Below are 25,329 nucleotides of genomic sequence, written 5' to 3' on the forward strand. Positions count from 1 at the left end.
ATCCACATCACACCTGCCGAAAATTTCAAAGAACTTTTGCCGCAATTTATTGATAAAAAATTACTCCAGGAATAAGGTTTTGCTGGGGTGGATACTTTTGAAAGCAATTCACAACAGTACCGTTTTAGCCTCATTTCTCGCCGGCTGTCAGCGCTACTGCAAAGATACATTTTGAAAGCAATTCACAACGTGTAATTGTGTTGAGAAACGGCGAACAGAGCTGTCAGCGCTACTGCAAAGATACATTTTGAAAGCAATTCACAACAATCAACGGTAAAACAACAGGAGTAACAATGCTGTCAGCGCTACTGCAAAGATACATTTTGAAAGCAATTCACAACAAAACATCTATTTCTCCAATGTAGATAGAGGCTGTCAGCGCTACTGCAAAGATACATTTTGAAAGCAATTCACAACTAAAGGAACTGAACTAATTCATTTGTAAAGCTGTCAGCGCTACTGCAAAGATACATTTTGAAAGCAATTCACAACAAAAGTCGTTAGGGCTGCTTGAATATTGGGCTGTCAGCGCTACTGCAAAGATACATTTTGAAAGCAATTCACAACCACCAGTAAACTGATGTTTCGTGATTTGAAGCTGTCAGCGCTACTGCAAAGATACATTTTGAAAGCAATTCACAACACCTAATCGCGCTAAATTCTCCTGAAGCTCGCTGTCAGCGCTACTGCAAAGATACATTTTGAAAGCAATTCACAACTAATACGGTTGATGCACTTTCAGTGTTTAAGCTGTCAGCGCTACTGCAAAGATACATTTTGAAAGCAATTCACAACAACTTGGGTATTGCGGTCAACGTTCCAGCGCTGTCAGCGCTACTGCAAAGATACATTTTGAAAGCAATTCACAACTACATCATTAAGGCTAATTTTAAAGTCCTGGCTGTCAGCGCTACTGCAAAGATACATTTTGAAAGCAATTCACAACCAACTCATATCTGTGGGCTGAAGATTTGATGCTGTCAGCGCTACTGCAAAGATACATTTTGAAAGCAATTCACAACTCATGGGCGATGCATTGCGTCCGGCAACTTGCTGTCAGCGCTACTGCAAAGATACATTTTGAAAGCAATTCACAACAATTAATAGCCGACAAAGAAGCTCGCAACTGCTGTCAGCGCTACTGCAAAGATACATTTTGAAAGCAATTCACAACGCACACATTTGGCAACCGGATACCCCAGGGGCTGTCAGCGCTACTGCAAAGATACATTTTGAAAGCAATTCACAACGGGCCGTTGCCAGTGCCATAAAAAAAGATGGCTGTCAGCGCTACTGCAAAGATACATTTTGAAAGCAATTCACAACCGGCACAGGCAGCGGTATAAAAAACAAAAGGCTGTCAGCGCTACTGCAAAGATACATTTTGAAAGCAATTCACAACAGGCTTTGGGCCACTTGCAAAAACTTCTTGCTGTCAGCGCTACTGCAAAGATACATTTTGAAAGCAATTCACAACTACTGCAAATGACTTTATTATTATGCGTGGCTGTCAGCGCTACTGCAAAGATACATTTTGAAAGCAATTCACAACACACATTGCAAACACGCCAATGAATAATTGGCTGTCAGCGCTACTGCAAAGATACATTTTGAAAGCAATTCACAACAAGAACTTGAAAAGACTCTCAAGGACTTGAGCTGTCAGCGCTACTGCAAAGATACATTTTGAAAGCAATTCACAACCATGACCGGTTAAGGGCATAAGGGAAAGAAGCTGTCAGCGCTACTGCAAAGATACATTTTGAAAGCAATTCACAACAGGTCGGCATCTTTATCCTGAACCGTGGCGGCTGTCAGCGCTACTGCAAAGATACATTTTGAAAGCAATTCACAACACCAATTCCGTGAGTTTTGCATGAGTGTGCGCTGTCAGCGCTACTGCAAAGATACATTTTGAAAGCAATTCACAACCAAAGCCAATCAGTATGTGACGGTGCGACAGCTGTCAGCGCTACTGCAAAGATACATTTTGAAAGCAATTCACAACGCGAGACGGGAGAGATGCAGCACGAGAATAGCTGTCAGCGCTACTACAAAGATACATTTTGAAAGCAATTCACACAGGTTAAAATTAGTAGTGAAACCGTTTCCACCTTACTTCAAGGCTGTTTCATCGCAGACCACAAAAAAAGGCTCCACTTGCGTGAAGCCTTTTTGATGTTACTTTCCTTATTTTTATTTCGATGTTTTCAGGCCTTTTATAAATCCGTAATAGGCCGGTTTGGGATTCATGTTTTCGTCATAGATACATGGCCAGTCATTCAGGTCAAAGAATGACGGAATCCAGGAGTGTTTGTCGCTAAATCCCCACACGGTCATTCCATAACGTTGTTGTTTCGGGACATTCCGAATGTATGCTTCTGCCAGCCATTGGTATTTGTCAGCCTGAGCCTGAAGCATTTCTTCGGTCAGTTCGTCGTAAATTTGTATTCCGCCACCGGGGGTGTCGTCATGTTTATTGAAAATAATGTCAATCTCGGAAAGATGAATCTGCAAGCCGGTTTCTGCTGCTTTTTTGAGTGCGTATTCGATGGTTTTTTCGTCTGTATCCATGCGGATATGCATTTGGAAGCCGATTCCGGAGATGGGTACATTCTGAGCTCTTAGTTTTTCTATCATGCGCAGCATAGAGTGCAGTTTCACAGTGTCCCGCTCAATATTGAAATCATTGTAAAAAAGGACTGCCCCAGGGTCTGCCTTATGTGCCAGTTCAAAGGCCCGGGCAATGTAACCTTCACCCATGGTTTTGTACCAAATAGATTTTCTGAATTCTCCTGTGCTGTCGAGCAGCGCTTCATTGACGACATCCCAGCCGGCCACTTTCCCCTGGTATCGTTTGCCGTAGGTGAGAATGTAATCTTCCATGATTTTGTCGAGGGCAGTACTATCCGGTTCCATCTCATTGATCCATCGGGGAGTTCCTGAATGCCAGATGAAAGCATGTCCGTGAAGTCGGATGTTGTTTTGTTGTGCATAATGGACCACATCATCCACATGTTTCCAGTTGTATTCATTTTCTGAGTGATGAACAGCATACATTTTCATGCCATTTTCGAGGGTGATGCTGTTAAAATCCTTTTTAACAATTGCTTGTATGGAACTGTCTTTAACCAGTTGGTGAGCCCTGATAGCTGTTCCAATCGGGAATGAAGCACTGTCTTTCAGGTTTGAGGAGGGGTGGGGTGTTTGACAGCCCATTAGAATAAATGCGGGCAGAAGAAGCAAAAGTTTTTTCATCCGTTTAAAATTTTGTAATTATGTGATAAAGAACTAATTAAAAATTTGAGAACGAATGGAACCGCTTCGCTCTCGCATAATATTTTTTAAACAGGTTCTCTTGTGATTTATTTTTAAAAAATATCATGCTCGTTTCATTAGTTTATGGTTTATCTAAGTTGTTGGTGTGGTGTAGTTTATGTTGAAAATTTGGGTTTGATTCATCAATAATCGCATTGGTAAGAATTAGATTTTTTGGCGGAAGGGTAAAGTGCGTACATTTAGTACGGAAAAAAAGCAAATGGGTTTTCTATTTTTTATTATTGTTAAGAGATTTTCGGCGCTTTTGTTTTGAAGTCCGGGATCTTATTCAAATGTCGGTGGAAAATTGCCTTCCTGGTGAGTTGGGTTTTTGAAAATACATTTGACTTCGTCAGGATTTTTTTACGAAGTAATTATTTAAGTGATACTAATTTGCTATTTTCGGTTTACCTAATTCCCAGTCTGCTTTGTTTATTATATCCTGAATTAAAACAATATTTGCGATTATGAGAATTCTGGTTTTCCTTGGTTTAGCTCTTCTTTTTTTTCTCCTGTAGCAGAACAAGTAACGGACATCTTAGCTTTTATGATGCAAGTGCGGAAGATGGTTATAATTATCCCTTTTTCTTGTTTCTTCCTGATGGGATATCTGCTGAAAAGCAGTTGACATTGATTTTAGAACCCAACAATTCAGGGTTTTCTGCATCAGGAACCTTTGCCAACAGGTTTACGGCATTGCATCCGGATAAAGTAAAGGCTGTAGCTGCGGGGGGTATTAACGGACTTCTGATCTTACCTTGCGACTCACTGCAGAATGTTGCACTTCCTTATCCATTGGGCGTCAGTGATATGGAGTTTCTGATAGATGTGGGTTTCCAGAAATCTGCTTTTGCAGTCACACCACAATTTCTTTTTATGGGAGCATTGGATGACAACGATGCTATCCCCTATGAAGACGGGTATAGCATTCAGGAAAGAGAGCAGGTCTTTCAGTTGCTGGGCAAACAAATGATGCCGGACAGATGGGAGAACTGTATTGAAATATACCAACAACAGGGAGTGAATGCTGTTTTTAAAACTTACCAGGGCATCGGGCATGAACAAACTCCGGAGATAAAAGATGAAATACTGGCTTTTTTCAAAGACAAGATGGAGTAATTTTATTACACATTTTCTACAATATCAGAAACTCTTTAAGATCCGATTGCAAAATATCTTCCAGCAGTTTCCTGTTTTTGTAACTTGTCCTCGCAAATTGAAACGCAAAAACTCCATGTTTTTTGTAATCAATCTTACGCAGTTCCAGTGGATCTTCAAAGTATGTACGGAACTTCTCGTAATCTATCTCTTTTATATTATCAGCAGGTATGTCCTTAGGTAAATCCGCAACCACCATGCTGTAGATATCATCGTTTTTATCTTTCAAAATGGCTTCCCAGTCGGGCTGTTTTTGCTCAAAGAAATATTCATAGACATTTATTCCGAAGGCGTACCAGGCAATGTCGGTGACGCACCATCCGGCAAAACGCATGGGGTTTACTTCAATAGGAATTATATGATTGTTTGAATCTACTCTGAACTCAATGTGCATGGGGAAACCACGTAACTCAATGAGGTCTCCCATTTTGCTCAGAAACTGTGTGAATGATTCAAGGTGCTCCTCAATAATTTGTTTGGAGGTAATGTAAACCCTGTCGCTTACGTCCTCTGCAGAAGAGAAAAGATGCTTCAGGATGTTCAGAACAACAGGTTCTCCGTTTCTGTCGTAATAGACATCTACGGCAAATTCATCTCCCGGGATAATTTCTTCAAGTATGAAATTGGAGACATTGATCACTTCGCCCGGGAAATTGTGTCCCAGGGAACCGATTTCAGCTTTCAGCTTAGCCACCACTTTCCCCCATTCTTCAGGATTGTTTACCACATGCACTCCAATGCTGAAGAAACCAACAGAAGGTTTGATGATGAAAGGGAAGGGAAGTGCCTGTGAAGATAACTGGTCTAATTGATCGAATGAGACTTCTTTAAAGAAAAAATCAGGATACATAGACTTAATGCGTTCTCTGAAACGTGCTTTGTTTTTAAAAATCAAAATAAGTTCAGGAAGTCGTGTGAAACCCAGATTTTGAGTTATCCATTCGATTGAGTTCTCTGAGTTGGTATAAAGCAAAGGGACCTTTTGGTTTCTAATGGCTTTTGTGAAAGCTTCGTCGTTCAGAAGTTGAAGATCTTTTCTGCTCGTTAGCTCTTCGGCTGCAATGTTGTTTAGCACCCCATAGTTGTTTTGAGCGATGGTGTCCTCAAGTATTTGAGAAACATATGGATGGTCGAGTATAATCATCTTTGTATTTTTTTATCGTGAGTCAAAGATAGATGCTAACCTGATTAATTCATAAATTATCTATTGCGATACTCTATTGCCGTCATAATTTACTAATCCTCAGTGAAAATAGATTACTATTTTCTTTTTCAAGTTTGCTTGCAGTTTCTTGGATCTTTGGGTATTTATGACCATTCCACAACGAAAATCTGTGAATAAAGGTAGGAAAAATGGATTATTGGGGATAATGTTGTTTATTTCTCGTTAGAGAAAATGGAACATAAAATTGTTTAATATTTTTTTATTCTCTTATCTTAAGTTTTTTCCCGGATTGAGGAGGATTGTTGTTACTTTTTTTATGTTGTTATGTGTTTGATTAATTGACATTTCAGATTGGAATGTTTAGTTTTATGGTGGTAAAACAAAACGAGAGGCAAATATTGCCGGAAATTTTAACCCAAAAACCCAAAGTTATGAATTTTTCTTACCCGACTTGTCGAATTATCTCCTTGTGTTTTTCACTGTTTGTAATTTTTTCTCCCTCTTTTTCTCAGACTTTAATTGATTTTGATGACGATGCGAAATGGATACGCGGATCTAGTACCATTACCGGTTATGCCACTGATCACGCTTATGAGGATGGTCTTTTTCGTGCAACCGGTGGCGAGGCATGCCGAATTACTGCAAGTGATCAGGATGGTGTGCCAGGAGCACTGGGAAATTATGCCTGGAAACTTAAAGATGTGACAGCTGTTGACTGGCGGATTACGATTGCGTCAGGAGGTGTGGGAAATTTCAGTATGAAAATCAGACGCTGGGATGAAGATCCCGAACCACATTACCAGTTGGCGTATTCCACCGACGGAGGTAGTACGTGGGAAGAGGTGGCTCAGGTAACCAATGAAACACTTGATAATTTGAGCGAATGGAAGGCATTTGGTGGAACCATCAACAGCAGTAACGATAACATAACCATCAGACTGACACCCACTCAGGGAACGGAACGTATCATGGTTGATGATTTTGAGTGGACTTCCTATGTGGCCAATAGCCATAACTCTCCCGATGCTATGCGTTTGCAATTATGGCCTAATCCTGCCTCTGAGATGATCTATGGAGAGGGAGAGGAAAGACTGGAATTTGTGGAGCTGATAAATATGGCAGGAACAAAAGTAAAGGAAAAACAACTGTCCGGGGATAAAGGATTTTCTATCGCTGTAGATGACCTTAAAGATGGAGTTTACTTTGTTAGGATGACAGATATTGCCGGAAGGAAAACATGTACCCGGGTTTTTATCCTGCATTAACAGATGAGGTATTCCCGGGTAAAATCCTTGAAATTTGCCCGGGAATATTTTTACTGTGTCCTTTCTTCTGAGTTGTTTTGATCTTTGAAGAGCACTCTGTTCAGTTTGCCTGAAACAAGACCTTCTTCATCGGCCAGGGCGTCAGAGAATCCTATTTTTTGTAACGATGGCGTGAGTTTTGGTAAAATCTCTTTTAATCTGGTAATTTCATTTGCAGGCACTTCAATACTGACTTCTCCTGTGCGGTATCGTGCTCTCACGTCAGAAAAACCATGTTGGTTGATTAGTGCTTCAGCATTTTCAACCATTTTCAGTTTTTTTATGGAAATGCTTTCGCCGTAAGGAAATCGGCTGCTCAAGCATGGACTGGCTGGTTTGCTCCATTCCTTCAGATTGAAGTGTTTTGCCATTGCCCTGATATCCTCTTTTTCAAAGCCACAATCTGCAAGTGGACTAAGCACACGATATTGGTCAGCAGCTTTCAGCCCCGGTCGGTAATCTCCTAAATCACTTTTGTTGCTTCCATTAATAATTGTATAGTCGGGAAACTGGTCTTCTTTTAGGCTCTTCATTGCCGTGTAAAGAGAGTTTTTGCACCAAAAACATCTGTCCTCCGGGTTTGAATTGTATCGGGGGTCATTTATTTCTCCTGGCTTTATAATTTGATAATTGATATCATGCACGGTACAAAAGTCAATTGCCTGCTGCAGATCTCTGCGCTTAAGTGCCGGTGAGTCTCCGATAACTGCCATAGTTTTTTCCTTTCCCAGAAAATGACGACTAAGAAATGCCGCAAGGCAAGAGTCAACCCCACCTGACAGGGCAACCAGAGCTCCCTGATGATGTGTAAACCATTTCTTTGTTTTTTCGTATAGCTCTGTATTGAGAGAGTTTGCCATAGCTCGTTGTATTTTTTAGTTATGCTATTAAACCGGTAGGAAAAGTAAAGGAAAAATATCAAAGTTCCATGGGATTGGTTTATTAATTGTTTTTATTTTGGCCTTTTTTATGGTATTATATGAGTAGGTAGGATATTTGAAATGGCCGGATATGCCCGCAAGAGGAAATTAGAAAAAGTGTTATAAATTTTAATCAAACAGAATATTAAATAAATCTTAATAGGATGAATATCAGAAATTTTAAACTATTTACTGCGACCCTGATTTTATCAGCATTAACACTTTCCTGTGAAGAGGGAAAAATCAATTTGTTTACCGTAAGTCAGGATGTGGAATTTGGGGAGCAGATGACTCAGGAGATTCTATCCAGTCCTTCCGAATATCCGATTTTGAGCAGACAGGAATATCCTGAAGCTTATGACTATCTCGAAGGCATGCGTGATAAACTGCTTGCTACCGGAGAAATTAAATATGCTGATGAATTTGCCTGGGATATTTATATTATTGACCAGAATGTTCTAAATGCATTTGCCGTTCCAGGTGGCACTACTTTTTATTATACCGGATTGATTAAGTTTCTGGAGGACGAAGCTTCCCTGGCCGGAGTGATGGCTCATGAATTTGCCCATGCCGATAAGCGGCATTCCACCAACAGGATGACCAAAATGTACGGAGTTCAAACATTGTTGTCGGTGATTGCCGGGGAGGAGACTACTGTGGTGGAGAATTTACTTCTTCAGTTGGGCGGAAAGGGTACAGAATTGTTTTTCAGTCGTGATGATGAATATGAGGCCGATGAGTCAGCAGTCAGGTATCTTTATAAAACCACGTGGGATGCCAGAGGTGTGGCTCATTTTTTCGAAAAGATAGGAACCGAAGCCGACAATTCCGATTGGATGGTCTATTTTCAGACGCACCCCAATCCCGAAGACCGTGTACAGAAAATTTATGAACATCATGAGAATTTGGGAGGCAAGGACGGTGATCTCTTTGGGAGCAGATATCAGGAGCTGAAGAACAGTTTGCCTTAATACAATAGCTTGTTTTTTTTAATTGTGCATACGTTTGCATTGCGGAAAGACCATTGGTGTATTTATTGCATTATTGGTCTTTTTTGTTTGTAGTCAGTGTATTGTAATAGGAAGGGGCGGAGAAATCGGACATTAAAAAAGGGCTGCCGGTAGAACCGACAACCCTTTAACCTTAACCCTAACCCGATACAAATATAAGTCATTGTTAGAGATCGTGCAAAATATTTCATGTTTTTTTTGCAAAAAAAAGTTGCTCATCAAAGGAGGAAGGTGTTAACTGCTTAATTGTGTGTTTTTTTGAATCTAAATTAATTTTACTGCGTAATATTGTTTTTAGATTCTCTGTGATTTATCTTTTTCAAACAATTTTCATTGTTAGTTTTGTGAGTTTTCATGTAAAAAAAAAAGAGAATCCGGCCTTGACCGGTCTTAGCATATAATTTTTTAGAATGGGTTATACAGGTTTTTCTGTTTCATTAATGTCTTTGGTAAATGCTCTGGTGCAATTGGAATCCGGAGACGAAATTGTTGACGGTTTGCTCAATGGTCTTGAAGATTTGGTCGGAAAGAAAAATTGTTGGAGTTGTTCTTTAGTGACACTCGAAGAAATGAACTTTCATCAAAGTGATCAGGAGAATGGCAGGGCCGGAGGTGAGAATAATATTGGCAGACTTAACAAGGGAAGCAACCTTACCAATTATTATTTTAATTTTCAGGATGGAAACTTCATACATCTTGGGGTCTCAACTGCTCTTTCTGACAAGAAAAAATGCTTAATTCAATTATCGGTTGATACCATCTCCACTGTTTTAGCTATGAAGCAAAAAGTAGAATCTCCTAATGATATTGATTACGCTTCAGAGAAATCAAATGAAACAGTTCAGCAGTTGCAAAAAGAAATCAAGCGACGAAAGAGATATGAGACGAGATTGGAGGAGAGTGAGAAACGAAATGTTATGATTCTGGATAACAGCATGGATGCGATCTTGCTGACCAGTCCGTCGGGAGAAATTTTTTCTGCTAATAATAGTGCATGCCACTTGTTTGGAATGACAGAAGCAGAGATTATCTCCCGAGGCAGAAGTGGATTGGTTGACCCCGGTGACCCGAGGTTGGCTGAAATGTTGGAAAGAAGAGATAAAAAGGGAAATGTAAAGGGAGAATTGTTCTTTTTGCGTAAGGATGGCTCACGATTTGAAGGAGATTTGTCCTCATCGGTTTTCCTGAATGAGCATGGGGAACCCAGAAGCAGTATGATTATCCGTGATGTAACGCATCAGAAAAAGATCGAATCGCAATTATTGCTTTTGGGACATTCTGTCGAGCAGAGCCCTTTGAGCATCGTGATAACAGACCTTCAGGGAGAAATAAAATATGTCAATAAAGCTTTTACAAAAATAACAGGTTTTGAAAAGGAGGAAGCATTGGGACAAACCATGAGTATTGTGGATTCAGGTTTGCAGTGTCCTCACTTTCTGGATGAATCGTGGCAATCGGTGCTGGACGGGAATGAATGGACAGGGGAGTTGAAGAATAAACGAAAAACCGGTGAGTTGTACTGGGAATATATCAAGATTTCTCCCGTTCGCCAGGCCTCAGGCGAAATCACTCATGTGGTATCCATCAGAGAGGATATCACTGAAAAGAAAAAGATGATTGATGACCTGATAATTGCCAAAGAAAAAGCTGAGGAGAGTGACCGTTTAAAAACAGCTTTTCTTGCCAATGTCAGTCATGAAATTCGTACTCCGATGAATGGTATTCTGGGCTTTATGGAGTTGCTTAAAATGCCAGGACTCGGCGATGAGGAAAAGGATTCCTACATTGATATGGTGAATAGTAGTGGTGATCGGCTTTTAAAAACGATCAATGATCTGATAGAGATTTCAAAAATTGAGTCAGGACAAGTTTGTGCGGAATATTCGCAGGTAGATATACGGGAAATAATGAATTATGCCCTTCGGTTCTTTACTCCTCAGGCACAGGATAAAAAGCTGGGATTAAGAATTTCCGAAATGCCGGAGCCCCCTAAGAATATGGTTTTTACCGATCGAACAAAGGTGGAGGCTGCTCTTTCGAACTTAATCTTCAATGCGATAAAATTTACCAATTGCGGGGAGGTTATTTTTGGCAGTTATATGGACGCTGAAAATATGGTCTTTTACGTGAAGGATACCGGTGTGGGAATTGCTCCGGATCAAATGGACGCCGTATTTGACCGTTTTGTGCAGGCCGATTTGAATATGACCAAACCTTACCAGGGAACAGGACTGGGATTGTCCATCATAAGGGGTTATATTACTCACCTGAAGGGGAAAATATGGGTGGAATCAGAAGTGGGAAAAGGAAGTGTCTTTTATTTTTCTATTCCTTGTCGGTCTCCCCAAAGCGGTATGAAATAAAGATTAATCAAACCTTAACAAATAAATGATAGACAAATGCACACTTCAACAAGAAAAAAATCATCGGGAATCATTCTTCTTGCAGAGGATGACAAACTGAGCGTATCCTATTTTAAAGCAGTCCTTTCCAGTGAAGGGTTTGACGTCATTCATGTGGACAATGGGATTGATGCTGTTGAGAAAGTACGCAGCAACCCTGAGCTGAGTCTGGTGCTTATGGATATAAAAATGCCCCAAAAAAGCGGAGTTGAAGCCGCCAGGGAAATTCGCAGCTTCAATACCGCCCTTCCGCTCATTGCCCAAACTGCTTTTGCTTTGGCAGGTGATAAAGAAACCATTTTGGGTGCGGGATTTAATGCCTACATAACCAAACCTGTCAGTCGGGAAGATCTATTAGATATGGTGAAACGATTTTTATAATAAAGTAATTGGTGTTTTCTCTTCGAAACCGGAAAGATCTTTCAAACTTTGTGTTGAAATTTCAATTGCTGAGCCGCTCGGCTATTTTGAGTCTGTCCATTAAGTCACGTTTGTTTCCCCGAGGGCTCGGGGCAGGTTGTTATGCCATTCCCGAAAAGTACTCATTTACTATGGGAAACTCCGCATTTTTGGGGATGCCAGGCCTTGCAAACCCAACATTCTGAACCGACACAGCTCCAATTGCCATTTTTCCCGACTTTATTGACGGGCACTATTTAGTGTCTGTAGGGAATGTTCCACTTGCTGCATTTCGACTGGCTCAATGTAACACGTTACGCTTGCCGTCAAACAGGTATTTGCCTTGGTGAAATGGGCCTTTGGCCCCACCGGAGAAAAATAGTGGCAGGCTTTACAATTGGCATCTTCTGATCCGACATATATCTAAAAATAAACTTTGTTAAGTTTATAGACAGGTTCTATTTCGTTCCGGGCATCCCTTCCGTGTTTTTATTTTTTTGTCCACTCTTTGTGTTTTGTTATTCAATATGAGTTGTGATTAATTTAAAATCCCGGCTTTTATTCTATTGAAACAAGCATGGCAAGGGATTCCACAAGATAATATGTATAAGTTTCTGCATTCGAGTTTCATCCGACCTTGAAAAGTTAATTTTAAACGAATGAAACGAGCATGATATTTTTTAAGCATAAATATCACAAAAGAATATGTTTAAAAAATATTATGCGAGAGCGAAGCGGTTCCATTCGTTCTCAAATTTTTAATTAGTTTTTTATCAGATGATTACAAAATTTTAAACGAATGAAATATTGTTTCCGGATAAAGCTACTTATTGCTTGATTATCAGGTATTTGTTATTGTGTGACGTATTAAAGAAGTCTCCTCTACCTGTGTTTGATGTAACTAAGATGTAACGCTTTTCTTTTAAGGGGAGGCGAGATGATTTTACTTCGCTTTTACAATTTTAAGAGTTGTTCACAATTGAGGGAGCAACAATTATTCATTTGTAAATAAAGGTTTGTGTTACATTAACTATTTAACCATGAAAAAAGCGAAGTTATTTAAAGGTAATTTATTCCGGAGTTTTCTCCTGTTGAGTTGTCTTTTCTTTTCCCTGCAACAGTTAACTGCACAGGAATTGCCTGTCACGGGAACAATTACCGACGGAATGGGAGATCCATTGCCGGGTGCATCAGTAGTCATTAAGGGAACTACCAGCGGAACTATTACCGACATTGATGGTAACTACTCATTGGAAGTGCCGTCAGATGCCGTTCTTGTTTATTCTTTTATAGGGATGAAGACTACTGAAGTTAATGTTGATGGCCAAAGCGTCATTGATATTCAGATGAAGGAGAATATTGCCACCCTTGATGAGTTGGTAGTTATTGGTTATGGTTCTGTTAAAAGAAAAGACGTAACCACTTCCATTTCCAGTGTTTCAACAAAAGAATTAGAGAAAAAGCCTATTACCAATGTTGCACAGGCAATCCAGGGGCGTGCTGCCGGGGTTTCCGTGATGAAACCCAGCGGATCTCCCGATGCCGGAATGGTGGTGCGGGTTCGTGGTACGACCTCTCTTAACGGAAACAACGATCCGTTGTACGTGGTGGATGGAGTGCCCATGACAGACATTGCTTATCTAAACCCCAATGATATTGAGAGCATGCAGATTCTGAAGGATGCTTCATCTGCAGCTATTTACGGGTCAAGAGCCGCAAATGGTGTTGTAATGATCAGCACCAAGTCAGGTAAAGAAGGTGTAGCTAAAATTACTTTCAACGGACACGTGGGTGTTACCGATCTGACCAATACAATCGACCCATTGAATGTTGATCAGTATCGTGAGTTGATTGAAGATATTGGTTTAAATATGAATCTTCCTGAAAATCTCACTGATCGTACCGACTGGTATGATGAGACCTACCAGACGGCACTGACTCAAAACTATCAGATGTCAGTAACCAATGGAGATGAGAAAATGAACTATTACCTCTCAGGTGGATATAGTAAGGAAGACGGTGTTATTGAAGTTTCCTTTTTCGAGAGATATAATTTTAAAGCCAACATTGAAAATGAAATTCGTTCCTGGTTAAAAGTGGGAGCAAATGTTTCCTATTCCGATTATACAGGAAACGGCATCATTTCCGGAGCAGGTTCCAATCGGGCCGGAGTGGTTTTGTCAGTGATTAATACTCCCACATATGCGCCGGTTTGGAGTGAAGAAAATCCCGGGCAGTATTACAATAACTTTTACGGTGCCAACATCACCCACCCTGTGAACAATATGTCCCGAAGTGAAGATAATCAGACCAACACTCAGCGTCTGATTGCTACCGGTAATGCAATGATTACCTTCACTGATGATTTGAACTTTAAATCAACCGTGACACTGGATCGCACCTACACGCATCAGGTCTCTTTTCTGGATCCTTTGAAAACAGCCTGGGGAAGGTCTCAGCATGGTGAAGCCGGTGATAATCGTTCACTGGGAACTGTTATGGTTTTTGATAATGTGCTGAACTATAACAAATCTTTGAACAGGCATGATTTTGACCTTATGCTCGGTAGCTCGGGAACCACTTCTATGTGGTCACAAAGCTATCAGACCGTTTCGCATTTTCGTGATGGCAGCATAAAAACCCTGAATGCCGGAAATAAAGTTTTGCAAGGCAATGGAACTGTGGCCGCCGATTGGGCTATTATGTCTTATTTTGGCCGCCTTGGATACAATTTTGATGATAAATATCTTATGACCATGAATATGCGTGCAGATGGTTCTTCCAAACTGCACCCCGATCACCGCTGGGGGTATTTCCCATCTGTATCCGGTGCATGGAGAGTCTCTTCCGAATCTTTTATGGATGATGTCAGCTGGCTGGATGACTTTAAAATCCGTGGTGGCTGGGGTCAAACGGGTAACCAGTCCGGTTTGGGCGATTATGCTTACTTACAGCGTTACAACATTAATCGTCAGAACTGGTGGGGTGAGGATGCTGATCCTAATGCTTTGGTTACTTTGCGTCAGTCTAATCTGAGAAATACCGATCTTACCTGGGAAACTACCACTCAAACAAACGTTGGTTTGGATCTTACAGTATTAAGAAGTCGTCTGACTTTGAATATGGACTGGTATCACAAAAAAACCACTGACATGTTAATGACTGTTAGTCTGCCGGCCGGTTCTGCTGCAGCCAGTACCATTATGCGCAATGAGGGGGAAATGACCAATACAGGGTTTGAGTTTACACTGAGCTCACGTAACATTAGACGAGGCGATTTTTCGTGGGATACGGATTTTAATATCTCTTTTAACCGGAATGAGCTGACAGCGCTGGAGTTGACAAAGGTTTATACTTATGCCAAAACCAGTGACCACATTGATGAACAAGTTGTTCGAAACGAGCCCGGACGTCCCCTCGGAGGTTTCTATGGTTACATCAGCGATGGAGTGGATCCTGAAACCGGGGATATGATTTATCGCGACTTAACCGGTGATGGCGTTGTGAATTCATCAGACCGGACTTACATCGGAGATCCCAATCCTGATTTCACCTACGGTATGACCAACACTGTTTCGTATAAAGGATTGTCATTGAATATCCTGCTTCAGGGAAGCTATGGAAACGATATTTTCAATGCATCCAGAATGGAGACTGAAGGGATGTTTGATGCCAAAAATCAATCCACTGCAGTGTTGGATCGCTGGAGAATTCCCGGACAGATTACCGATATGCCCAGAGCCGGATATAACATTAAAAACTCATCCTATTTTGTTGAAGACGGAAGTTATCTGAGAATAAAAGATGTAACCCTCTCGTATGAGTTTGATGGAGGAGTTATTGAGCGATGGGGGATTTCACGCCTTCAACCTTATGTGTCTGCTTCCAATCTGTTGACCATTACAGATTATTCAGGGATGGATCCGGAAGTAAACCAATGGGGAAACAGTGGTGCCGTCCAGGGAATTGACTGGGGATCTTACCCTCAAACCAGATCATTTGTGTTTGGAGTAAATGTTGAATTTTAATCGAAAAGAGCTATGAAGATAAATATATTAACAACCGGTATGGGAATGCTGTTGCTGTTATTGGCAGCATCCTGCTCACTGGATAAAGACCCGATTTCTGAGTTTTCGGAAGTTACTATGGGGGTTGTGGATGAATCAGGAGATCGTATTAAGTTTGAAGACCGGAGCGAAATGCTCAGCCAGTACGAAGGGATGTACAACATCCTTAAAGATCGTCAGGAACACTGGTACCTTGACTATCTTTTGCTTACAGAAGTTCGCGCTGATAATGCTTACGCAGGGACTACCGGTGCTGAAGTAATGCCTGTCGAAGATAATTCACTGGATGGAAGCAACAGTGTGTTGGCACGCGACTGGAACAGATATCTGGAGGACATTGCCTATGTGAACTCCATTATTGAAAATATAGACCTGGTACCTGATGCTTCTTTTTCAGATAGTGAAAGAGCACAATGGAAAGCTGAGGCTAAAATATTCAGGGCTATGGTTTTGCTGGATATGGTTCGGATCTGGGGAAATATTCCGGTAATTACCAAGGAAGCAACAGATATTACCGCTGATAATATTGAAGAGGTTTATCCTGTTTATTTTCCTCCACAAAACACGCCTGATGAAGCCTATCAGCAAATCATCAAAGATCTGACTGAAGCTGTGCCCGATGCACCGGCTGTTGGAGGTGATAAAACCATCCTGACAAAAGGAGTGGCCTGGTCACTGCTGGCAAAAGCTTATGCTGAAGAGACCATCAGGGACTATGATAAGGTAATCGAATACAGCGATAAAGTGATTAATGCAGGTTATTCCCTGGTTGATGACTATTCTCTGCTTTTTGGGATGAATGAAGCCGGAACAGATGTGGCTGCACGTAATACTTCTGAGGCAATTTTGGAAGTCCATTATTATTCCGGAGGTGGCAACTGGGTGACCTGGATGTTTGGTCGAAACCTGATTAACTGGGATCAGAATTTCAGCTGGGCTAAGTGGGTGACTCCTTCACGTGATCTGATTGCTGCCTTTGAGGCAGAAGGTGATGATGTAAGACTCGGTGAATCAGTTGTTTTTTATGAAGCAGGATGGAGTTTGTATTACCCGTCGGAAAATTATCCTTTTATGTATAAACTCCGTTCCGAAAACAACAGCATTATAAAGTTAAGACTGGCGGATATCCTTCTTTTGAAAGCGGAAGCCCTTGTAGGAAAAGGAGACCTTGACGGAGCGGCTGCTATTGTGGATCAAATCAGAGCCAGGGTGAATCTTCCGGGCCTGGACGAATCCGTGAAAGCGTCTGCAGCAGATATGAAAGAGGCTGTGTTGAAAGAACGCCGTCTGGAGCTGGCCTTTGAAGGACATCGGTTGTTTGACCTTATCAGAAACGACAAACTTCAGGAGGTAATGAATGGCATTAATAACCGTGACATCGGACGTTTGCCTCAGGCGCGTTCCTTTACCGAAGAGTCAGAACTGTTCCCGATTCCTCAATCGGTGTTGGATGTGAATTCCAATCTGGAACAAAATCCCGGATATTAATATCCATTTCAGCTTTTCCCTTGTCGAAAGTCTCATGGAGATTGGCGGCAGGGGAGAGCTCCGGAAATAATCCTGAAATTTAAAATGTTCAGCTTTTATAAAACGCAAATAATACGAAGTTGCATGATCAATGAGAATTGTAGTTGTTTCGGTTTCATAAGGCTGATAATTTGATAAAAACATATTTATGAGTAAAATATTATATACACTGCTTTTCAGTCTGATGTTTATCTCTTGTGGCTCATGTTCCAAAGAGAATGATGAGGTTGATGATGCCGGAGAAGGTAATCAGACGGAAACACCAGTGGGCGATGTGACAGTTTTTACAACCACCGGAAACCGGGCTTATGACTTTCAGAAGAGTGCGGTTGATTATAGTGAAACTTCAAATATGTCACCCACAACGATTAAAATCAATCCGTCTGTGACATATCAGGAAATGGATGGTTTTGGTGCTGCCATTACCGGATCTTCCTGTTACAACCTGCTGAAGATGAGTTCCGGTGACAGAGAGGAATTCCTGAAAAAGACCTTTTCCAACGAAGAGGGTATGGGCTATAGCTACGTGCGAATTGCCATAGGATGTTCAGATTTCTCTTTAAGTGAATATACCCTTTGTGATACCCCGGGAATTGAGAATTTCAGCCTTCAGTCGGAGGAACTGGATTATGTAATTCCGGTATTGAAGGAGATTCTTGCCATTAATCCCGATTTGAAGATTCTGGGTTCTCCATGGACTCCGCCGAGATGGATGAAGGTGAATAATCTGACCGATCTTCAGCCGTATAATTCATGGACCAGCGGACATTTGAATCCTGCTTATTATGAGGATTATGCCACTTACTTTGTGAAATGGATTCAGGCACTCGCAGGATTTGGAATTCAGGTGGATGCAGTCACACCTCAGAATGAGCCATTGAATCGCGGAAATTCTGCCTCGCTTTTTATGGGATGGGACGAACAAAAAGAATTTGTGAAGTTCCTGGGGCCTGCCCTTGAGGAAGCCGGACTGGGAACGAAATTATATGTGTTCGACCACAATTACAATTATGATAACATGAGTGATCAGGAAGATTATCCTGTGAAAATCTATGAGGATGAAGAAGCAAGCCAATATATTGCCGGAGCTGCTTATCACAATTATGGTGGCCATTTCAGTGAATTGGAAGACATTCATCAGAAGGCTCCTGAAAAGGAACTGATCTTTACGGAAACTTCTATTGGAACCTGGAATGACGGACAGAACCTTTCCAAACGTTTGATGGACGACATGGAGCATGTGGCTTTTGGTTCCGTGAACAACTGGAGCCGGGCTGTTATTGTATGGAACCTGATGCTGGACTCCAACCGCGGACCCAATCGTCCCGGTGGCTGTGAGACCTGTTACGGGGCTGTTGATATTGATGTCAACAATTATAGAAGCATCACGCGCAATTCACATTATTACATTATTGGCCATTTATCCTCAGTGGTTAAGCCCGGGGCAACCAGGATTGGTGCCGGAGGTTATTCTGCTGATGGTGTTATTTACAGTGCATTCGAAAATGCCGATGGATCATATGCTTTAGTGTTGATGAATAATACAGGAGAGTCGAAATTAATCACCATCAGCGACGAGGAGAACCACTTCTCTTACACAGTTCCGACAAATGCAGTGGTTTCGTACCGCTGGAATAAGTAATCTTAAATCTAAAATGCTATGAAACGGAAATATTTATTTTTCAGTATCTTGTTTGTTTTTCTGGGCTTTGTTGCCTGTGAAGACGATGAGACAGTTGTGGGTGATCCCGAACTGACAGTACAAACCAATATTACTGCAGCACATTTTGGCGACAGCATACCTTTTGCCGCTGCTGTAAGCGATGATGAGGTGCCTCTCTCTACTCTTAAGGCACAATTGTTTTTCGGGGATGAGATGGTGGAAGAAACTGTAATCAGAACAAAAACCAATGGCGAATACAGTGGGAAGATTTATGTTCCTTTTCACAAAGATATCCCCAATGGGACAGGAAGGCTGAAATTTATAGTTCAGAATATTGAGTTTGCCATTGAAGAGGAGACCTTCGAGGTGGCGCTTTCACGTCCCGATTATCCCTCTGTTACCCTGGTTACCGCTGAAGGTGATTATTTAATGGAGAAGGTTGATGCGCATCGTTATGCTGTAACAGCCAATTTCCCGCAGAAAGTTAAGGGATATATTAAAGCACCGGCAATTACAGAGGATGGAAACGAAATGATTTTTGGCTGGGCATCCGGTGAAATCACGGAAGGAACTTATGCAGAAATCACTTTTTCCAGTTATGCTGCAGGGGAGTACGAGATTTTCTTCAATACACTGACCTATCAGGCAGGCCCCTTTATTTCACTTGAGTTTGCAGGCCATGAAATGACAATGATTGATGATGAGAACTTTAAGGTAGAGGCCGATCTTGAAAAGGAACAGGTAATCGAGGTTGATGGAATTGCCAACCTTGATGAGTGGTGGATTGATGAGGATTTCTTCGCGAACAACGGAGATGGCACACTTACGTTTAAAGCAATCAGTGGAAAATACCGGGTGATTGCAAACTTTACCCATGAGTATTTTGTTGTTGAGGCTATGAGTGGCAATGATCTTGCAACTCTTCAGTCGGATGGTTCAGGAGCCCTTTGGATTATTGGCGACGGAATAGGGAAGCCGTCATTAGACAATCAGGTTGGCTGGAATACTGATAAGGCTTTGTGTATGGCTCCCATTTCTGAAAAAGTTTACCGCGTTACAGTGGTTGGTGGTGAGTCTATTGATGCCAACTCCATCAATTTTAAGTTTTTCCATCAGAAAGGATGGGGGGGTGAATATACCAATGCCGCCCTTTCTACTACGAGTGATATTGTGCTGGTAGGTGATGGCGAAAATGGTCGCGATCCCGGAAACCTTGGTTTGGTCGAAGGGGTTACGTTGACTCAGGGTGCTACCTATGTATTTGAGGTAGATATCACCGCCGGATTGGAAAATGCGGTGCTGTCTGTTACTCAGGAATAATTGGGTAAAACAGTTTTTTTGAATGAAGATTGGCCGGCTGGAAATTTATTTTTTCAGCCGGCTTTTTTTTGAATGGGTTTTTTTAAACCTGACCAATCAAGTCATCAATATCAGGATATTTTTTCCTCAGGCGATACCTGGCGGTTTCCACTCCGCGAACCGAGATGTTGAAGATGCTGGCCATCTCCTTATTGGTCAGTTCCATTTTTATGAATGCACAAATTCTTAGCTCTTTATTCGTAATACTGGGGTGTCGTCTCTTTAATTCGTCAAACAACTCCTGGTGAACTCTTTCCAGATTGGTGTCAAAAAGCTGGTATTGTTGTTCATCATTCAGGTTGACTTCAATACTTCGAACGATATTTAATATTCCGGTGCGGGTATAATCATTTTTCGCATTTCGTCTAAGTTCATTGAGCTTATTTTGAATTTCAATTAAGAGTTCTCTTTTTTTTGCGATTAATACTGCGTTGTTGGCCAAATCTTTGCTTTTCTCGATGATGTCAGCCTCCACACGCTCTTTCTCTTTTAGTATCAGCTGAGTGTCACGCTCCATTTCCCGAAGTTCCTGGCGTTTTTGTTCTTCTAAACGGGTTTTTTCCTTTTCCCGGACAATGATAACCTGTATTTGTCTGATTCCGGCAATAATCAGTCCCACGGAAATTAGGCTCCAAAACAGGATCCATGGCCAGGTAGCATACCAGGCAGACTCAATGTTAAAAGACAAACGGGTTGTCCGGGCAACCTCTCCCGATAAACTTTGTGCCTTAACTTTAATAAGGTAATCTCCGCTTTTAAGAAAAGATAAGTTAATTAATGGCTCTTCCTGCCATTCAGACCATTCTGCCATTTTATTTACTAAAAGAAAGCTGTAACGGATATTTGCTTTATCGCGAATGTAGGGCGCCGACAACCAGAAGGTTATATTATGGACATTGTTTGGAAACGTCAGATGATTCATGGAGTCTGTGACCGCAAAAGAAATGGTTGAATCATTTATGGAATAAGATGCTCTGCAGAGACGGGTTTGTACTTTTTTTGCATTCATCTGAGATCTTGCATCCGGGTGAAATGCAAACAGGCCGTTGGTAGTTCCCAGTAATACTTCATTGGTGTTTCTAAGCGGAACAATGCATTCCATTCCTCTGTTAAGTGTACCCTTCAGAGATAGAAATGGATTGGTGATGACGGTGTCCATTTTATGGGTAAAATAGGCGACCTGGTCATCTATTACACACCAGGTAGTGTCTCCCTGCTGTTCAAGCTGTCTGATGTTTTTTTTCCGCCCAAGCAAAGTGTTTAATGCTCTATGTGGCAAAAACGTTTGTCTCTCTTTATCAAATTCAAATAGCCCCTGGTTGGTGGAAAAAATGTTTTGCCCTTTCCAGCGATGAACATTAATGTTGAAAGGGGAGGGGAGTCCGTTTTGCTCATTGAAATGTTCTGTGGAAACCACACGAGAGCAATCTTTATTTGTTTTTATTTTGAATACCCCTTTGTATCCATGACAGACCCAATATGAATCATTTTCTCCCGGAATATCAATTAAGTCACGGGTGGAGTCCTCAAAACCCGGAACAGAGGCTGATAGCACTGTGTGACTACCATCCTGGATTTGTAGCAATCCTAACCCATTATAGGTACACACAAAGAATTGATTGCTTTTTCCTGAAACGGGAAACAACTTCCAGACACCCTGGAATCCCTTGATTGGTACAGTTTTGTTGTTTTTTATTTCAAACAATCCCTGGTCATGGGCGCAGAATAATTGGTCGTCGATAACCTTTAGAGACCATGCTTGTCCGTCAAGTGCCGGAATTTTTTGAAATTCGTCCTGATATATAATGCTGTCAGAGTAATGGTTCGTGGAACTAAAAACGCCCTGATTGGTGGCAATATATATTCTGTTTTCGAAGAGTACTGCATCATAAATTGAAGAGCCCTGGAAAATATTGGTCAGATGGGCGTTGGGGTCGAAATAGTCCAATCCTTTATTGAGTAATGTCCAGATGACTCCTTCTTTTGATTCGTACAGGTTGAGAACCGTCTGGTCCTGTAGGTTATTGAAAGATCGTATTCTAATGAATTTATTGTCCTGTAATTTCCATGAGGATAGTTTGTTGCTCAGGGTGCCAATGTATATTCTACCCGACCGTGATTGAATGGCAGAGGTAAATAATTGTTCCGATTCCCTGGGAATCAGCCGTTGTAGCCTTCGGACAGAGTTGTTTTGTAAAGAAATTTCATAGATTGAACCTTCTTTGGTTAATAAAAAAACGGCTTCTTTTGTTTCTCCCCGAAGGATTTTGAGTAAACTTTCATTGTAAATATCCCCGGTTGCTATAACTTCTGTAAATTGTGAAGTGCTGATGTTAAAATCGAAGAGCATATTCTGATCCAGTACAAACAATTTATTGTTTACTACTTCTGCAAAATTGAATGCATCTGATGCCTCGATGATTTCAACATTACTTTTATTCAACAAAATCAAATAATTATATGTACGTAATACCAGCGTGTTGTTTACCTCCAGAATTTGCCACACATTTCCTATTTCCGAATATTTTGGCGGTAATATTTCGCGCAGGGAATGGTAAGAAAAACTACCGTTTGCATTTGTTCTGATTGTACCGAATTCGTTAAAGCCTCCGGCATAAATAATTCCATCCTTCGAACAGTGCAGACTTCTCACAGCGCTGTTGTTTGGCAGAGAAATTTTATCCCACCTTTCTCCGTCAAATCTCAGAACCCCATAGTTGTTACCAAAGTACATGACGCCAAGGGTGTCCTGACAGGCATCCCAGAATTGGGCATCGCTGTTAAAGTCCTTATGGCTGTAGTGAGTTACCGGAGGGTTGCCGATTATCTGGGCGGATAAATTGGAAAAAAAAGCAAGCAGGAAACAAAATATCAGCAGGTGCTTTGTGATTTTGGTTGAAAAGAATAGAGCCTTTTTTACCATAAGATATTGAAATCAAAAATGGGAACTGTTGGTGTAGCAAAATTAAGAATTATTTGAAGTTTTTCCAATGCGGAACCTCTGCTTTCCGAGCCTTACCGTAATTTGCTGTGGTGACATCACCGGGTTGCCTGTTGGTGCTGCCCGTTAACAATGAAAAAATATCCCCTTAATACACGAATACGTCCACGTTTGGCAGCGGAATGTTGCTTAGTTTTGAGAAGTTAAATTTTGTTGTTAAACCTTTTATTGCTCTGTTTTGAGTTTTAAATTTTAATCAGTAAAAAACATGTTCGGTGTAACGTCTGATAATAGAGTGGTTTTTTTAGGTCTTATTTTAGGTCTTCTGCTCTTTGGTTCTTCCTGCAGTGATGATAAAAATACGGAGGAGCCTGAAAAAACAGCCATTTTGAATTTTGATGAGACTGCTTTGCCCGGAGATCTGGAAGCTTCGGGGGGTAAAGTGGTTCTGACGGTTGAATGGGCCTGGAATCAATGGGATATTACTTCGGAAGTTGTTGAAGGAGAAGCTTTTATTTCAACAATTCTTCCTGCCGGTGGTGGAAGTATCAAGGAGGGGGAAAGTACCACTCATGTGGAAATTGAATATGAAGCCAATGATCTTACTTCTCAAAACCGCCAGAAGATTATTCTTTCTTCTGTCACGAATGATTTGTCTGAAGAGATTATCCTGACTCAGGTAGGCCGGCAGGAATTGCCGGTTACCAGGGTCGTGATTGACCCGGATATTGTGCATCAGACTATAACCGGTTTTGGTGGTGCCAATATGATTTGGGGAACCGACTACCTGACCGAAGCTGAGATGGATCTGGCTTTTGGTACAGATGAAGAACAATTGGGACTTTCTATTTACCGGGTTCGGTTGTCGTCCAATCGCAGTGACTGGGCAGCGTTGGTCAACTCTGTGAAGATGGCCAATGACCGTGGCGCAAAGGTGCTGGCCAGTCCATGGTCGCCTCCCGCAGAGTGGAAAAGCAACAACAGTATAAATGGTGGAGGGTATCTTTTGAAAGAACATTATGCCGATTTTGCCGGATATATCAACGAATTCATTCAGTTTATGGCTGATAATGGTGCCGTGGTTGATGCCGTTTCTATCCAGAATGAGCCCGACTGGGAAGTTGATTATGAGGGATGCGAATATACTGTTGCCGAGATGTATGATTTTGTGAAGAATTATGCAGGGGTGATTCAGAATGCCAAAGTTGTAGCTGCAGAATCGCTGAACTCTAATCAGGCCTATACCAGAGATATTCTTAATGATCCAACTGCTGCGGATAATCTGGATATCGTAGGGGGACATTTGTACGGGGGCGGCCTGGCTCCTTATCCGCTGGCCCGCGAAAAAGGGAAAGAAATTTGGATGACTGAATATTTGCTGAACCTGAACAGTGGAAATGTTCCGGGCAACTGGACGGAGCATACCGATACTGAAACGATCTGGGATGAAACCATGGAGATGCTTGATGGCATTCATTCGGCTATGACTTATGACTGGAATGCCTACATATGGTGGTACATCCGAAGGTACTACAGTTTCCTGGGTGACGGTAACAATGGCACACAAAGGGGCAAAATATTGAAGCGTGGTTATGCTTTTTCGCACTATTCAAAATTTATACGACCGGGCTATCAGCGCATTGATGTGGGCACGGCTGGGGTTTCGACTCTGAAAATGACTGCTTTCCGTGGAGATGGCAATACCGTGATTGTGATTCTTAACTCTTCAGAATATTCTGAAAAAACCATTGAGATGGATATGCCTGCCGGAGCAAATTCAGCAATTGCCTTTACCACATCTTCAATGCTGAACAGAAATAAGGATGTAGAAATAGTGTCTGAAGGTAAGGTTCGGGTTACTCTTCCCCGTGAGAGTGTAACCACCATTGTTTTAAACTGACATTTAACTTCATTTTACGGAGAAAAGGATTTTGATTGATTATTTAGTGTTTGTCTATAAAGTCCAACTTCTGCGTTGTTGCTCAAAATTTAAATCCTCATCCCGATTGTGCTTTTTGTTGGTTTTTTGTTTAAAAAACCTTACAAATGCTACTTCGGGACTGCGGTTTAGATTTTTTCACACGCCTTGAATTTGA

The 25,329-nt window shown here is 41.4% G+C and carries 14 protein-coding genes and 1 CRISPR repeat array; of the genes, 10 read left to right on the plus strand and 4 right to left on the minus strand.

Annotation, left to right across the window (positions count from 1 at the left end; genetic code table 11):
- Positions 1-143 precede the first annotated feature (143 nt).
- Positions 144-2,084: direct repeats of the CRISPR family, unit length 46 nt; unit sequence GCTGTCAGCGCTACTGCAAAGATACATTTTGAAAGCAATTCACAAC.
- A 112-nt stretch (positions 2,085-2,196) separates the two neighbouring features.
- Positions 2,197-3,258, minus strand: a complete 1,062-nt coding sequence (locus tag BY457_RS13685) for an endo-1,4-beta-xylanase (protein WP_258176738.1) — start codon at positions 3,256-3,258, stop codon at positions 2,197-2,199.
- 690 nt (positions 3,259-3,948) lie between these two features.
- On the opposite strand from BY457_RS13685, the gene BY457_RS13690 reads away from it, so the two are divergent.
- Complete coding sequence (locus BY457_RS13690; RefSeq protein ID WP_146130990.1) at positions 3,949-4,437, plus strand: hypothetical protein; 489 nt, start codon at positions 3,949-3,951, stop codon at positions 4,435-4,437.
- Between the two features lie 16 nt (positions 4,438-4,453).
- On the opposite strand, the gene BY457_RS13695 is transcribed toward BY457_RS13690, so the two are convergent.
- Positions 4,454-5,620, minus strand: coding sequence for an ATP-grasp domain-containing protein (locus tag BY457_RS13695; RefSeq protein WP_106153895.1), 1,167 nt, complete (start codon positions 5,618-5,620; stop codon positions 4,454-4,456).
- A 452-nt stretch (positions 5,621-6,072) separates the two neighbouring features.
- Here BY457_RS13695 and BY457_RS13700 point away from each other — a divergent pair, with 452 nt between their 5' ends.
- Complete coding sequence (locus tag BY457_RS13700; RefSeq protein WP_181256487.1) at positions 6,073-6,906, plus strand: T9SS type A sorting domain-containing protein; 834 nt, start codon at positions 6,073-6,075, stop codon at positions 6,904-6,906.
- A 50-nt stretch (positions 6,907-6,956) separates the two neighbouring features.
- Here BY457_RS13700 and larE read toward each other — a convergent pair whose 3' ends face one another.
- Positions 6,957-7,805 (minus strand): ATP-dependent sacrificial sulfur transferase LarE, encoded by an 849-nt coding sequence (gene larE / locus BY457_RS13705; protein ID WP_106153897.1) that lies wholly within the window; start codon positions 7,803-7,805, stop codon positions 6,957-6,959.
- 224 nt (positions 7,806-8,029) lie between these two features.
- Here larE and BY457_RS13710 point away from each other — a divergent pair, with 224 nt between their 5' ends.
- The 7 genes from BY457_RS13710 to BY457_RS13740 all read left to right on the plus strand — a co-directional run bounded on the left by BY457_RS13710 (position 8,030) and on the right by BY457_RS13740 (position 20,253).
- Positions 8,030-8,836, plus strand: a complete 807-nt coding sequence (locus BY457_RS13710) for a M48 family metalloprotease (protein ID WP_106153898.1) — start codon at positions 8,030-8,032, stop codon at positions 8,834-8,836.
- A 449-nt stretch (positions 8,837-9,285) separates the two neighbouring features.
- On the plus strand, positions 9,286-11,238 hold the full coding sequence (locus tag BY457_RS13715) for a sensor histidine kinase (RefSeq protein WP_106153899.1): 1,953 nt from the start codon (positions 9,286-9,288) through the stop codon (positions 11,236-11,238).
- Positions 11,239-11,274: 36 nt separating this feature from the next.
- The gene (locus tag BY457_RS13720) at positions 11,275-11,658 is read left to right on the plus strand and encodes a response regulator (RefSeq protein WP_106153900.1); all 384 of its coding nucleotides are present in this window, start codon (positions 11,275-11,277) and stop codon (positions 11,656-11,658) included.
- 1,058 nt (positions 11,659-12,716) lie between these two features.
- Complete coding sequence (locus tag BY457_RS13725; protein ID WP_106153901.1) at positions 12,717-15,704, plus strand: SusC/RagA family TonB-linked outer membrane protein; 2,988 nt, start codon at positions 12,717-12,719, stop codon at positions 15,702-15,704.
- A 12-nt stretch (positions 15,705-15,716) separates the two neighbouring features.
- On the plus strand, positions 15,717-17,231 hold the full coding sequence (locus BY457_RS13730; protein ID WP_106153902.1) for a RagB/SusD family nutrient uptake outer membrane protein: 1,515 nt from the start codon (positions 15,717-15,719) through the stop codon (positions 17,229-17,231).
- 187 nt (positions 17,232-17,418) lie between these two features.
- A complete protein-coding gene (locus BY457_RS13735; protein ID WP_181256488.1) occupies positions 17,419-18,912 on the plus strand; it encodes a glycoside hydrolase family 30 protein in 1,494 nt (497 codons plus the stop codon).
- 18 nt (positions 18,913-18,930) lie between these two features.
- On the plus strand, positions 18,931-20,253 hold the full coding sequence (locus BY457_RS13740; protein WP_106153903.1) for a DUF5125 domain-containing protein: 1,323 nt from the start codon (positions 18,931-18,933) through the stop codon (positions 20,251-20,253).
- Between the two features lie 82 nt (positions 20,254-20,335).
- Here BY457_RS13740 and BY457_RS13745 read toward each other — a convergent pair whose 3' ends face one another.
- Positions 20,336-23,215, minus strand: coding sequence for a hypothetical protein (locus tag BY457_RS13745; RefSeq protein WP_106153904.1), 2,880 nt, complete (start codon positions 23,213-23,215; stop codon positions 20,336-20,338).
- Positions 23,216-23,501: 286 nt separating this feature from the next.
- Between BY457_RS13745 and BY457_RS13750 the strand changes: the two genes are divergently transcribed.
- Positions 23,502-25,133 (plus strand): glycoside hydrolase, encoded by a 1,632-nt coding sequence (locus BY457_RS13750; RefSeq protein WP_106153905.1) that lies wholly within the window; start codon positions 23,502-23,504, stop codon positions 25,131-25,133.
- The last annotated feature ends 196 nt before the right edge of the window (positions 25,134-25,329 follow it).

This window comes from Marinilabilia salmonicolor (assembly GCF_003003035.1).
Taxonomy (GTDB): Bacteria; Bacteroidota; Bacteroidia; order Bacteroidales; family Marinilabiliaceae; genus Marinilabilia; species Marinilabilia salmonicolor_A.

Coding starts and splice junctions, on each gene's coding strand:
- BY457_RS13685 (WP_258176738.1), bottom strand. CDS start 3,258: ATGAAAAAACTTTTGCTTCTTCTGCCCGCATTTATTCTAATGGGCTGT.
- BY457_RS13695 (WP_106153895.1), bottom strand. CDS start 5,620: ATGATTATACTCGACCATCCATATGTTTCTCAAATACTTGAGGACACC.
- BY457_RS13700 (WP_181256487.1), top strand. CDS start 6,073: ATGAATTTTTCTTACCCGACTTGTCGAATTATCTCCTTGTGTTTTTCA.
- larE (WP_106153897.1), bottom strand. CDS start 7,805: ATGGCAAACTCTCTCAATACAGAGCTATACGAAAAAACAAAGAAATGG.
- BY457_RS13710 (WP_106153898.1), top strand. CDS start 8,030: ATGAATATCAGAAATTTTAAACTATTTACTGCGACCCTGATTTTATCA.
- BY457_RS13715 (WP_106153899.1), top strand. CDS start 9,286: ATGGGTTATACAGGTTTTTCTGTTTCATTAATGTCTTTGGTAAATGCT.
- BY457_RS13720 (WP_106153900.1), top strand. CDS start 11,275: ATGCACACTTCAACAAGAAAAAAATCATCGGGAATCATTCTTCTTGCA.
- BY457_RS13725 (WP_106153901.1), top strand. CDS start 12,717: ATGAAAAAAGCGAAGTTATTTAAAGGTAATTTATTCCGGAGTTTTCTC.
- BY457_RS13730 (WP_106153902.1), top strand. CDS start 15,717: ATGAAGATAAATATATTAACAACCGGTATGGGAATGCTGTTGCTGTTA.
- BY457_RS13735 (WP_181256488.1), top strand. CDS start 17,419: ATGAGTAAAATATTATATACACTGCTTTTCAGTCTGATGTTTATCTCT.
- BY457_RS13740 (WP_106153903.1), top strand. CDS start 18,931: ATGAAACGGAAATATTTATTTTTCAGTATCTTGTTTGTTTTTCTGGGC.
- BY457_RS13745 (WP_106153904.1), bottom strand. CDS start 23,215: ATGGTAAAAAAGGCTCTATTCTTTTCAACCAAAATCACAAAGCACCTG.
- BY457_RS13750 (WP_106153905.1), top strand. CDS start 23,502: ATGTTCGGTGTAACGTCTGATAATAGAGTGGTTTTTTTAGGTCTTATT.